10 protein-coding genes and 2 pseudogenes are annotated in these 13,275 nt (G+C 29.4%); 4 read left to right on the forward strand and 8 right to left on the reverse strand.

From position 1 onward, the window contains the following. Positions 1-6: 6 nt before the first annotated feature. The 6 genes and pseudogenes from ELQ16_RS06800 to ELQ16_RS06825 form a co-directional block, all read right to left on the reverse strand. The gene (locus tag ELQ16_RS06800; RefSeq protein WP_134238799.1) at positions 7-303 is read right to left on the reverse strand and encodes a hypothetical protein; all 297 of its coding nucleotides are present in this window, start codon (positions 301-303) and stop codon (positions 7-9) included. Positions 304-1,165: 862 nt separating this feature from the next. After that, positions 1,166-1,348: pseudogene (locus ELQ16_RS06805) on the reverse strand (NADPH quinone reductase MdaB); the annotation flags it as partial. Beyond that, positions 1,324-2,430 carry a hypothetical protein gene (locus tag ELQ16_RS06810; RefSeq protein WP_134238800.1) on the reverse strand — a complete coding sequence of 369 codons (1,107 nt, stop codon included), beginning with the start codon at positions 2,428-2,430 and terminating at the stop codon, positions 1,324-1,326. The gene ELQ16_RS06810 and the pseudogene ELQ16_RS06805, both read right to left, overlap by 25 nt. An 83-nt stretch (positions 2,431-2,513) precedes the next feature. Further along, positions 2,514-3,098, reverse strand: a complete 585-nt coding sequence (locus ELQ16_RS06815) for an NAD(P)H-dependent oxidoreductase (RefSeq protein ID WP_134238801.1) — start codon at positions 3,096-3,098, stop codon at positions 2,514-2,516. 8 nt (positions 3,099-3,106) lie between these two features. Further along, the gene (aac(6'), locus tag ELQ16_RS06820; RefSeq protein WP_134238802.1) at positions 3,107-3,541 is read right to left on the reverse strand and encodes an aminoglycoside 6'-N-acetyltransferase; all 435 of its coding nucleotides are present in this window, start codon (positions 3,539-3,541) and stop codon (positions 3,107-3,109) included. A 7-nt stretch (positions 3,542-3,548) separates the two neighbouring features. Beyond that, positions 3,549-4,739 carry an MFS transporter gene (locus ELQ16_RS06825; protein ID WP_134238803.1) on the reverse strand — a complete coding sequence of 397 codons (1,191 nt, stop codon included), beginning with the start codon at positions 4,737-4,739 and terminating at the stop codon, positions 3,549-3,551. A 139-nt stretch (positions 4,740-4,878) separates the two neighbouring features. Between ELQ16_RS06825 and rrpA the strand changes: the two genes are divergently transcribed. Beyond that, the gene (gene rrpA / locus ELQ16_RS06830; RefSeq protein WP_134238804.1) at positions 4,879-5,229 is read left to right on the forward strand and encodes a MarR family transcription factor RrpA; all 351 of its coding nucleotides are present in this window, start codon (positions 4,879-4,881) and stop codon (positions 5,227-5,229) included. Positions 5,230-5,329: 100 nt separating this feature from the next. Here rrpA and ELQ16_RS06835 read toward each other — a convergent pair whose 3' ends face one another. Continuing rightward, on the reverse strand, positions 5,330-5,962 hold the full coding sequence (locus ELQ16_RS06835) for a CatA-like O-acetyltransferase (protein WP_166739669.1): 633 nt from the start codon (positions 5,960-5,962) through the stop codon (positions 5,330-5,332). Positions 5,963-6,129: 167 nt separating this feature from the next. Continuing rightward, entirely contained in the window at positions 6,130-7,209 is a 1,080-nt protein-coding gene (locus tag ELQ16_RS06840) for an NAD(P)-dependent alcohol dehydrogenase (RefSeq protein WP_134238806.1), read from the reverse strand. Between the two features lie 133 nt (positions 7,210-7,342). Between ELQ16_RS06840 and hsdR the strand changes: the two are divergent. The 3 genes and pseudogenes from hsdR to ELQ16_RS06855 all read left to right on the forward strand — a co-directional run bounded on the left by hsdR (position 7,343) and on the right by ELQ16_RS06855 (position 13,236). Next, positions 7,343-9,659 (forward strand): annotated as a pseudogene (gene hsdR, locus ELQ16_RS06845) (EcoAI/FtnUII family type I restriction enzme subunit R). Positions 9,660-9,662: 3 nt separating this feature from the next. Further along, on the forward strand, positions 9,663-11,993 hold the full coding sequence (locus ELQ16_RS06850; RefSeq protein ID WP_134238807.1) for an AAA family ATPase: 2,331 nt from the start codon (positions 9,663-9,665) through the stop codon (positions 11,991-11,993). A 4-nt stretch (positions 11,994-11,997) separates the two neighbouring features. Beyond that, positions 11,998-13,236: a restriction endonuclease subunit S gene (locus ELQ16_RS06855; RefSeq protein ID WP_134238849.1), complete on the forward strand. Its 1,239-nt coding sequence runs from the start codon at positions 11,998-12,000 to the stop codon at positions 13,234-13,236. The last annotated feature ends 39 nt before the right edge of the window (positions 13,237-13,275 follow it).

Below are 13,275 nucleotides of genomic sequence, written 5' to 3' on the forward strand. Positions count from 1 at the left end.
ATCATTTTAGTTTTTCTTACTTAAATTTGAAATTGTTTCGTTTAAATCTTTGTTGTTTAAAAGACTAAAAACACTTTTTTTATCCAAAGAAAAGGTATTGTTTTCACCGTTTTTAATCAAATAACTTTCTCCAATATTTGAAAGTATATGCAAATCTTTTACAATCAAAGTTGCATTGTTTTCTTTAAAAATAGGAATATGATTAAAGTCTAGTAATTCTTTAACTTCGGTTTTATTATAAAACATAAAACTTTGGTTGTAATTGCCTATTTTGCTTATTCTAACAATATAAGGATTCAGCATGATAAACATTAATATAAAAATGAGTATGCTACTAGTTAGTAAAATTTTTAAAAAATTATATTTTTTAAAAATAAAATAATAAATTATACAAAGAGCTACATAATAAATAATACATGCAATTATAGAAATGTAGAAATCTTCTATTTTAAAAAACACAATAATAAAGCAAAAACTAACAAACAAAAGACATAAATTTAGAAAAAATAGCACCATGCTGAAAATAAAATCTTTTATAAAAAATTTCTTTATACCGAATAAAAATAATGTAGCAATGATAATAGGCAAAAAATAGCTATAATGCGTATGAAAGATTTTAAATTTGGAAAGAAACTAGTAATATCATCCACAAAATAAATAATTAAAAAAGTCCCAATACTAGATGATACCATAGGTAAAAATACGAAACATACATTTTTCCAAGTTTTGATATTGTAAATATTTTTAAAAATTTCCTTAAAAAGGAATAAGGGCATAACATAAAATAACAAAAAATGAAATAAATATAAATCCCATCCAAGAAACTAAAAAAATATTAGAAATGATCAAATCTTTACTAAAATCAGGGATAAAATTAATAGTAAAAAGAAAATATTGGGTTAAAATCAAAGTTCCTAAAGCAAAACTTATAAAAATACTACTAGTGCTTATCACTACTAAATATTACTTTAAAAAATCCATTATCAGAAAAAATTGTTGCTTAAAATTTTCAAATTCATTTATATTTTCTTCATTCATCCATTTATCTTTTAAAAATTTTATAAAAGATGATTGTATAAGAAAAAATGCTTTTTTAAATCTTTAAGCGGTGTCTAAATCAAAAAAAATAAAAGATTTTCAAGGGTTTAAAGCCCTTGAATTTTCCTTAATTTCCAAACACTTTTAATAAATGTTCTTTATAATCTTTGATATACTTTTCCACTTGTAGATTTTTAATCACATCATTGCAGATAAAAGTTGGTAATGCACTCATCCCCAAAAATTGATTTGCCTTGTGTAGATGTAAATATACTCCATCTACGCCTACATCTTCAAAAAACTCATTTTGTCTTTTTTCATCATCAAAGTCCCAAGTATAAATAATACACCAACAAGTAATTCTCGTAATATTGCGAGTTCAAACGCTATAGGACTTGAAAGCACGGGCTTAATATCCCATAACATAATAGCTAATACTATGTTAATAAACAACAAACCTGCATAAATATATGCAATAATCTTAAAAGGCTCTACTTGAGTAATTTTGCTAAGATGTAGAAAAAACAAGATTGTAGCAATATTGGCTAACACAGAAAACCACTCAAAATGCAATCCATAATAAGCAATAAGAATTGGAGGTAAAAATGAAAGTATCCAATACAATACCAAAAGCCATTTTTTAGTATTTTTAGCAAATAAAACACAAGCTATAAGCCCAGCAATCTCTATTGGAAAGACAAAAATCCCCAAGTAATATCTAAATATAGGTAAGGCATTACACACAAACAAGATCCCAACTAAAGCAAAAAGTATTTTTACAAAAGCCAAATTGCCTTTATAGGTTTGATACTCTTTTATCTCTTTAAGCTCATAAGAAAGCTCTTTTACCTTACTCCAAGCAACGATATAAAAAATCGCACTTATAAATAGTAAAGATAATGCTACAAATTCTAATCTATACATAATCTCATAACGAATTCTTGCAAAGAATGAAAAAGCTATCAAAAGAAAAATCGCTATAGGATAATACCAAAAAGCATAGATAAAAGTTTTTTGAGAGCTTACTCTTGCAAGCTCATAATGCAGATTTTTAAATGGTATAAAAATCGCACAAGCAAACATAAATAACAACATAATGGTATGGGGAGCAAAATACTTTATGTCTGCTAAACCAAGCTCCATAATAAAAAAGGTTACAAAAACAATAACAATACAAGCAATGATAAAAAAATTAACCAATAAATCCTTTGCACTCGAATGCTTTGCAACCCCATAAATAGCGAATAAAAAACTTGCTACAGATGCCAAGAAAAGCACACCAAAAATAAAACCCCATGTAATACCTACAAAAAAGGCCAACAAATAAAGCCCTATACTACTTAACGCTGCCATCTTTATGAATTTAATATACTTTTGTGTATTATCTGGCACTTTTTCTCCTTGTGAAAATATAGATTATAGCATCCTCTAAATTGATTTTAAAATATTTTTCCAAAAAGGTGGTTAATTGCCCTTTAGATTTGAAATACTTTTAATAAATGTTCTTTATAATCTTTGATATAATCTTGTACTTGTGGATTTTTAATCACATCATTGCAGATAAAAGTTGGTAATGCACTCATCCCCAAAAATTGATTTGCCTTGTGTAGATGTAAATACACTCCATCTACGCCCACACCTTCGAAAAATTGATCCTTTTTATTAAATGCTTCAAGCGGTGCATTCCAAGTAAGAGAAAACATATATTTTTTATCTCTTATAAGCCCACCGCTGCCGTATTTTTTACTTGTATCTTCTCTACTTCTGCCATCATTTGCATAAAGTTTTCCATGTCCTGCAGTAAATACCTCATCAATGTATTTTTTCACTATCCAAGGCTCACCCATCCACCAGCTGGGCATTTGATAGATGATTGCATCGGAATTTAAGATTTTTGCGACTTCTTTTTCTATGTCATAGCCTTTATCAATATGCGTTTCATCAACATTTAATCCTAAACTTAAAAGACTTTCTTTTGCCACTTCGTGTAAGGTATCATTTAGCTTCCCACCAGAATGCCCAAAACTTTTAGCTCCATTTAATAAAAGTATATTTTTCATCTTTTCTCCTATAATTTTTTGATAAAACAAACAATTCTATTTGCCTCACTAAAGCCCAAAGCTTTGTGAAAACTAAGACTTTTTTGGTTTTCTAATTCACAATCACTTGCGAATTCCTTTGCACCTTGCTTTTTTGCCCATTTTTCGCAAAACTCTAATAATTCTTTAGCAAAACCGCGTTTGCGAAATTCTTCTTTTATAAAAATCCCTTCTAAATATCCTACAGGAGAGCTAGAAGATCCCTCTACATAATCATTTCTTAAACTCACATAGGCAAAGCCTATTGCCTCTATACCCATATATTTTAGAAAAATAACAGATTTTTTATCTTCTAAAATTTCTAAAAATTCTTGCTCCAAATCTTTTAAATTATGATTTGGCCAAAGCAAAAGGGCTAAATTTGCTATTGTTTCGTTATCATTTTTGTTAGCTTTTTTTACCATAATAAACCTAAATTTTCAACCTTTTATCTTCTAATTTCATCCTAACCAATACCAAAATAAGCCCTAAACCCACCATGATAATAGAACTTATCGCAATATATTTAGTTTCTTTTATAGAAATGACTAAACCACAAAGAGTAGCACCCACACTGATAGAAATATTTGAAACGCTTATAAAAAGCCCGTTGGTAAAATCTTTTGCCCTAGGGAAAGGAAAAGTAATGATATAATGCATTGCATTATTCATAACTCCATTTAAAATTCCCAAAACCAAGCTCAATGTAAGCATGATTGCAAATTGCACTGCATTTGCAAAAATCAAAGCATATATCAAAATCATCGCCATAGAAGTAAATATAAGCGTTTGATTTGAATGATTGACTAAAGTTTTACCTGCGATATTATTGCCGATAATACTTGCAAAGCCATAAATAAAAAGCGCTAAACTAATATTTGTGAAGCTCATTTTACTTACACTAAACAAAAATTCAGAATAATAAGAATAAAAACCCAAATACCCCGTCGAAATACAAAAAACAGCAAGCATAGAAACCCACAAAAGCGCATATCTTAGACTTAAAAGCTGTTTTCCTACCTTTATCCTACTTGTCTTTTTAAAATTAGGCATAAAAAACAAAGTAATAAAAAACGCTAAAGAATTGATCGCCACATAAAAAGCCATCGCCATTTCAAAGCTAAAATTCCCACCAAAATAGCTACTCAGTGGTACACCAAGAACCAACCCCGCACTAATAGCCATAAAAATCTTTGCAACTATATGAGGCACTTTGCTTTTATCATCTGCTAAATTTGCAGTTGTGCTAAAAGCAAGTGCTAGATAAATAGGATGAAAAAAAGCGGGGATAGCTCTTAAAATCAAATGTAACCAAAAATCATTTACAAACATACTTGCCAAAGAGCTAAGAGAAAAAATAGCCAAACAAAAAAGCATAAGTTTTTTAGGATTAAAATTCGCACAAAGCATAGGTGCAATAGGTGCACAACACATTACAATAAGTGCAAATATACTCACGCTCCACCCCGCATCGCTGACGCTCACGCCAAATTTCTCCGATATAAGCGGTATGATCCCCATCACCCCAAGCTCCATACTGATAAGCCCAAACACACCTAGACAAAGTGTGATTAAGATCTTGATTTGATAAGTATTGTTTATAGTTATACTTGATTGTTGCATTAAAAAAAACCTTTTTTCGAAAAATTAAACTCGCAATTTTAATTTATGCAAGCTATAATGTCAATACGCAAAATAAAGCTAGATACTATCTAAAAGTAAAGTATAAATACTAAACATATTTAAACGATTGGAGGAAAATATGCAAAATACCAAAAATTCAAGTTGTAATTATCAAGAATGTGGGTTTCACTACACACTATCGCTTATTGCAGGTAAATACAAAATGAGTGTGCTTTATTGCCTTTACAAAGAAAGCATTGTGCGTTATAATGAGCTAAATAGAATCCTCTCTCCCATATCATTTAAAACCTTAACCAATGTCTTGCGTGGGCTAGAGAATGATGGGCTTATTATCCGTAAAGAATATCCACAAATCCCACCAAAGGTAGAATATAGCCTATCACCTAAAGGAAAAAGCTTTATTCCTATTTTAGAAGCGATGTGTAATTGGGGTGAAGAGTATAAAAGTGGCAATACTATCAAAGAATAAACTATAGCATTTTTGTGATTTACTAAGCTCTCTTAAATTGTGCCTCCAAAAGTAGTCAGGCCTTAGTATTCAACCTCTTTCTTTGTCGCTTTTAAAATTATCAAGCAACTTCTAAAGCATTAATACCCTCTTGCAAAGTTTCTATAAACTTTGATACATGATAACCATCGCAAATAGCGTGATTGACATTAATATTTAGCAAAATTTTAGAATCTTTTATTTTAGAAAGTGTAAAGATAGGTGCATAAAACTTGCTTCTATCAATTTGCAAATTAAAATCCTTAAAATCAATCCAAGGAAGCGAAGAGACAAAAAAGATGTTTGGAAGTTGATGTATCTTTGCTTGATAGCTTAGATTCTCACCAAACTCCGCTTTATCATTTAAAAAATTTTCATTAAATTTTTTAAAATCTTCATCATACTCACTCCAAAGAGAGCTAAAAGTCTCGCTATTTTTATGAAAAATAGTATAGCTTGGGTGAGAGATTTCATAATAGCCTAAAACCCCATCTTTACAATCAATTCTAAACTCTACTATCTCATTCACACTCCTAGAAATACAATAAAGAATAAGATTAAAAAAGCTATATCCCTTTTGCTTTTGATTTAGTAAATTTTGCACTTCAAGTTCCACACTTAGCGAAAAGCCACAAGGATTTGCACTAAAAAACCTAAAATGCTCCGCTCTTAAATAAGATTCAAAATCAATAGGGATAAAATCATAATCTTTCACAAAATGCCTTTCATATAAATTTATATAAAGATGTATAAATAGCATATCCGCCAAACATTTTTTAGATATGAAAGTGACATCAATGCAAGTTTGTATTAAATTATTTTGTAATAGCTTTAATTATCGTATAAGGTAAATGAATTCAAGGCTCCTTAAGAGCCCTAAATTTACTCATCTCTCATATCGATCACATAGCGGAATTTTGCTTTTCCTGAAGTCAAGTTTTCATAAGCTTTATCGATGTCTTTTGAGGTGATGAGTTCAGTTTCTGGATAAATTTGATTTTTAAGTGAAAAATCAAGCATTTCTTGAGTCTCTGCGATCCCGCCAATTAGCGAACCATAGACTTTTTTACCTGCTTTATGCACAAAGGTTGTTACGCTAATACTTGGAGCAACTTCGTGAGGTGGTAAGCCTACTATTGCCATTTCACCGCCAAATTTAAGCAAATCCATATAAGCACTTGGATCATAAGGAGTTGGAATTGTTGAGATGATAAGATCAAAGCGTTCTTTTACGGCGTTTTTGTCTGTGCTTGTGTAAAAAGAACTAACTCTCATAGCCAAAGCATCGGCTTTTTTGTTTTCATTTCTAGCAAAAACACTTACTTTTGCACCCATTTTCACAGCGTATTTAACCGCCATCATTCCAAGTCCGCCAAAACCTGCCACTGCGACACTTGAGCCTTCTTTAATGTTTGAAAATTTAAGCGGCGAATAAGTCGTAATGCCTGCACAAAGTAGGGGTGCAACTTTTTCCATCGGTGCATCTTTTGGCACACAAACAGCGAATTTCTCGCTTACGACTATGTTATTTGAGTAGCCTCCATAAGTGTTTTCGTTGCCATGAAAAATATCGCAACTATTGTAAGTATAGATGGTTTGTCCTTTTTCGCAAAATTGCTCTTGTGATTTTTTGCACGCTTCACATTCTCCGCACGAATTTACCATGCATCCAACCCCAGCGTAATCGCCCACTTTAAATTTGCTTACATTTTTACCTACAGCGATGACTTCACCGGCTATCTCATGCCCTGGCACACAAGGATAAGTAGCTTCTCCCCATTCGCTTCTTGCAGTGTGTATATCGCTATGACAAATCCCTGCGTATAAAATTTTAATCAAAATATCATTATCGCCTATGGCATGACGAGTGAATTCAAAAGGTGTAAATTTCGCATCTTTACTAAGCATGGCATAGCCTTTACTTTTAATGCGACCATTTTCTAAAAAGATTTTAGAATCCATTTTTCTCTCCTTGTTTTTGATTTTTATAATTATAAAGCATTAGAGTAGCTATAAGTCAAGAGGAAAGTTTAAATTTTTAGAAATTTTAGTATAAATGCTATAATATTAACTATTTATTTTATTTGAGGTAAAAATGCAAGATTTATATTCAGAAGATGATACAAGGGTTAAGCTTATAGATGCAAAGCTTTATGCTAGTTCTTGGAAAGAAGAAAATATCATAAGAAATTATTATTTTACCGATGGGCGTAAGCTTATAGGAAATAAAAGAGGCGAAAGAAAATTTGCAGATTATTTGCTTAAATTTCAAAATAACAATCTTGCCATCATAGAAGTCAAAAAACAAAGCAAAGATGTTTTAGATGGCTTATCTCAAGGTATAGAATACGCTAAAACTTTAAATGTGCCTTTTGTTTATAGCACTAATGGCGATAAAATTTATGAGTATGATTTAAGGGTTTCAAGGGGCGAGTATATAGAAAATTTTCCAAGCCCTAGCGAACTTTTTGCAAGAATTTATGGGAATTTAAAAGAATGGCAATACAAACTTTTAACTCAAAGAGAACTATATATACCTCAAAAAAAACTAAGATATTATCAAAAGATCGCAGTTGATAAAGTCATAGAAGCTTTAATCAATAATAAAAATAGAATTTTACTTACCCTTGCTACTGGCACAGGTAAAACAACCATAGCTTTTGTTTTGTGCTATCGCTTGCTTGAAGCAAGATGGAATAAAGAAAACAAAGATCAAAAACCAAAGATATTGTTTTTATGCAATAGAGTGAGCTTAAGAGATCAGGCTTTGGGAGAATTTAACGCAGTAGAAAGCGATTGTAAAATAATCAGCGCAGAAGAGATTAGAAAAAATGATGGAAAAATCATCACCAACGCAAATGTTTTCTTTGGAATTTATCAAAGTCTGGCTGCAAATTCTAAAGATCAAGAAAATACCCAAGAAGAGCAAGAGAGTAAGTTTTACTTACAATATCCAAAAGATTTTTTTGATCTTGTTATTATCGATGAGTGTCACAGAGGCGGGGCAAATGAAGAAGGAAGCTGGGTGTGTGCTAGAACACTTTTCATCAGCTACTCATTTAGGACTTACTGCCACACCTAAAAAGAGTGATAATGTAGACACTTACAGGTATTTTGGTGAAAGTGCGTATGAGTATAGTCTAAAAGAGGGTATAGAAGATGGCTTTTTAACCCCTTATAAAATAAAACGCATCACCACCACACTTAGCGAAGGCTATGTGTACAATCCTGATGATATCATAGAAGGAGAGTTAGAAAAAGGCTTTTATAAAATGGGTGAATTTGAAAGAAATATCCATATACCTCAATATAATGATTTTCTAGCTAAAGAAATTTTAAAACTTATAGATCCTATGGATAAAACCATCATCTTTTGTGCCAATCAAGCTCATGCAAGCGATATAAAAAGGGCTATTGATAAATTTAAAAGTATTAAAAGAGATGATTATTGTGTAAGGGTTACAAGCGATGAGGGTAAGATAGGACTTGAGTATTTAAAACAATTTCAAGATAACGATAAAAGCTATCCTGTAATCCTTACAAGCTCTAAAATGCTAACCACAGGCGTAGATGCTAGAAATGTACGCAACATAGTGCTTTTAGCAAATATAGGCTCTATCATAGAATTTAAACAAATCATAGGGCGAGGCACTAGAGTGTATGAAGGAAAAGACTTTTTTACCATCATAGATTTTATGGGTGTAACAAGACTATTTTATGATCCAAAATGGGATGGCGAGCAAATCAAAGATGAAGATAAAGAAGATAAAAGCGAAATTTGGGGCAAGCAAAATAAAAAAGAATCAGATAAAACAAAAGAAATAGAAAGCAAAAAAGTAATCATCGTGCATTTAAAAGGCACAAAAGTAAAAGTGCTTGACATAAATACAAGCTATCTAGGAAGTAGTGGCAAACCGCTTAGTACTAAAGAATTTTTAGAATTTTTGATAGGCAAGCTAGCAGAATACTACGACGATGAAGTAAAACTTCGTGAAATTTGGAGCAAGCAAGAAACTAGGCTAAATTTCTTAAAAACCCTTGAAAAAGATGGAGTGGATGAAAATGCCTTGAAAGATTTGGGTGAAATTTTTGATAAAAAGGATTGTGATATATATGATGTTTTGGCGCATTTGAGTTTTAATGCCAAGATCAAAACAAGACAAGAACGCGTTTTGCAAGTAGAAAGGGGTGAATTTTTAAAACGCTTCCAAAAAGAAAAAGCTCTGAAATTCATAGAATTTTTACTCGGTAGATATCAACAATACGGCATACAAGAATTTGATGAAGGCTTAACCCCTTTGATAGAGCTTAGCTCTTTAGGCAATGTAAAAGAAATAGTCAGTGAATTTGGCGGAGTAGAGAATTTAATACAAAGTGTGAGTGATTTACAAAGGGAGATTTATGCGAGGTGAAAAATGAAAATCTTAAAATTTGATGAAATAAATTTTGGCTCTTATGAAAATTTTAAATGGGATAATAATCTTGAAGAATTTAAAACAATTAATATTTTTTATGGTAGAAATTATTCAGGTAAAACTACACTTTCAAGGATAGCTAGAAGTTTTGAGCTTAAAAAATATAATGAAGATTTTTTGGATGGAAATTTTAAAATAAAATTAGAAGATGGTAATTTTTTAACCCAAAATGATGTTATAAATTCTAATCTAGATATTAGGGTTTATAATAGTGATTTTGTAAAGGAAAATTTAAATTATTTATATGATAAAAAAGGAAATATAAAAGGTTTTAAAAGCATAGGGGAGGAGCAAAAAAATATAAAAGAAATAATTGAAAAGAGAGAAGAGATTTTAGAAAAAAGACTTGAGAAATTAGAAAACATACAAAATAATCAAAAAAAGATTTCTAAAACACAACAAGATAAGATAAAAACTTTAAATGAAAATTTTACAAATAAAGCTAAGGTTATAAAACGTAGTTCAAACTTGATAAAGCAAGGTAATGAATATAATAAAAAACATTTAGAAAACGATTTAAACAAAATTAAAAACAATATAGACACTTATTTTCTTAATGACGAAGCACAAAATCGATTTATAAAAACATTAGAAGATAAAGAAAAACAAAATATAAATTTCAAAAATACTTTTAACAAGGATAATTTTCAAAATATTTTAAAACGCTCATTAGGGATTCTTGAAAAAGAAGTTATCATTAAAGAAAATTTAACAAGCGAATTGAGAAAATGGCTAGAAGAGGGTTTGGAATTTCACAAGGAGCATTCATCTAAACAGCAATGTAAATTTTGTAATAATCCCTTAACACTAGAAAGAATAGCTTGGATTGAAAATAATATAAAAGATGATAGTGGGGAAAAAGAACAAATTGAAAAAGAATTAAAAGAATTATTAGATGGCTTTAAAAGTTATAAACTAGAATTAAAAAATTTATTACAAGATGTTAAATATGAAGATTTTTATTCTAATTATAAAGATAGTTTTATTGTTGCAAAAGAACACCTAGAAACAAGTATTGATAACTACAATAAAGAACTGTTAAAAATAGAAGAAAAATTAAAACAAAAGCAAAAAGATGTTTTTACTTCTATGAAATTAGAAAACATAAATGATTTTTCAGATGAGGTATTATCAAGATTAAATCAAATTGAAAATTTATGTAAAGAAAATAATGAATACACAAAAAATTTATTAACAAATCAAAATGAGGCAAGAGAAAGATTAAGATTAAATGAAGTAGCAAAGTTTCTCAAAAATATAGATTATTTTACCTTACAAGATGAAATTGAAATTCTGCAAAAAAATATAAATACTTTGGAGGAAAGTATTAAAACACAAAATAACAAAATAGATCTTTTAGAAAGTAGAATAGGAAAATATAAGGCAAAACTTAGTAATTTTGAAACTTCTACAAGCAATATAAACAAATATTTAAAATCATATTTTGGACACAATCTATTGGAATTAAAAGCAAAAAAAGATGACAAAGGACAATTAAATGGAGAATTTGAGATTTTAAGAAATGGCAAACAAGCTAAGAATTTAAGCGAGGGTGAGTGTAGTTTGGTAGCCTTTTGCTATTTTGTGGCAAGTTTGGAAGATGCAAAAACTAAAGATAAAAATCCTATAATATGGATAGATGACCCTATATCTAGCCTAGATAACAATCATATATTTTTTATCTTCTCTTTAATAGAAGCTAAAATTGCAAAAAAGATTAAAGATAATAAATATTCTCAACTTTTTATATCTACTCATAATTTGGATTTTTTAAAATATCTAAAAAGTTTAACAGGATATGATAAAAATGATAAAAAAAGTTTTATGTATTTGATAGAAAAAACAAATAATAGTAATATTAAAAATTTACCTAATTATATTCGTAAGTATGTAACTGAATTTAATTATCTATTTGAGCAAATTTTTAAAAACCATAACAACACAAATATTACTATAGATTCATATTATAGTCTAGCAAATAATATTAGAAAATTTTTAGATACTTATATGTATTTTAAATATCCAAATAATGATAATCCAATGACAAAATATTATAATTTTTTTGGAGAAGAGAACGCTATCTTAATCAATAGAGTTATTAATGAAATATCTCATTTAGAAAATATTGAAAGAGCTAAAATGCCTTTAGATTTATTAGAAATACGTACAGTTGCTAATATTATTATTGAAAATATTAAAAGTAAAGACAAAGAACAATTTGAGGCATTATTAAAAAGCCTTGATATAGAAGAAAATAATAATGCAAAATAACAAAATGACAAATTTACCGCAGGGTTGGGAAGTAAAAAAGCTTGGTGAAATAAGTGAAATTGTTACAGGTTCAACTCCTAGTAAAAGTAATTTAGATTTTTATGGAAAAGATTATCCATTTTTTAAGCCAAGTGATTTTGAGCAAGGGTATTTTTTAGAAAATGCTGGGGATAATCTATCAAAATTAGGCTTTGATAAAGCCAGACAGCTTCCGCCTAAAACAATCCTTGTAGTTTGTATAGGTTCTTTGGGTAAAGTAGCACTAACTAGAGTTATTGGGAGTTGTAATCAACAAATAAACGCAATTATCCCTCACAAAAATATAATTGCCGAGTATATTTATTATTATTGCATATCTTCTAAATTTCAGTCTATATTATTTTCAAAAGCACCCCAAACAACTTTAGCTATTTTAAATAAGACTGAATTTTCTAAACTCGAAATTATTTATCCAAAAGACATAAAAGAGCAAGAAAGGATAGTGGGAATTTTAGATGAGAGTTTTGCAAAGATAGATGAGAGTATAAAAATCTTAGAGCAAGATTTGCTAAATTTAGACGAGTTAATGCAAAGTACCTTGCAAAAAGCTTTCAATCCTTTAAAAGACAATACTAAAGAAAACTACCAACTCCCACAAGGTTGGGAATGGAAAAGCTTAGGGGAAATTGCAAATGTCAAAGGAGGTAAAAGACTTCCCAAAGGTGAAAATTTATTAGATAATAATACAAAATTTGCCTATATAAGAGTTGCTGATTTTCAGGATAATGGCACTATAAATTTACAAAATATTAAATTTATCAATGAAAATACTTATAATATTCTAAAAAATTATAAAATTTATGATGATAATCTATATATTAGCATTGCTGGGACTATTGGAAAAAGCGGTATTATCCCCAAAGAATTAAACGGAGCTATTCTAACAGAAAATGCTGTAAAGCTAGAATATATTCAAAACAATATTTCCAATAAATTTATGTATTTTTTTACATTATCAAATGTATTTAAAACACAAATACAAACTTCTACAAAAATAGTTGCTCAACCAAAATTGGCAATTACAAGATTAAAACAAATTCAAATCCCCCTACCGCCTTTACAAGAGCAAGAGCAAATCGCTTCGCATTTAGATGAGCTTTCTTTAAATATAAAAAATTTAAAGCAAAACTATCAAGCACAGATAAAAGACTTGCAAGAGCTTAAAAATTCATTACTAGATAAAGCTTTTAAAGGAAATTTATAATGTTAAAAAATTTTAGAAATTTTAACACATTAGCTAGAT

It is taken from the genome of Campylobacter sp. US33a, from assembly GCF_004378855.1.
GTDB lineage: Bacteria > Campylobacterota > Campylobacteria > Campylobacterales > Campylobacteraceae > Campylobacter_D.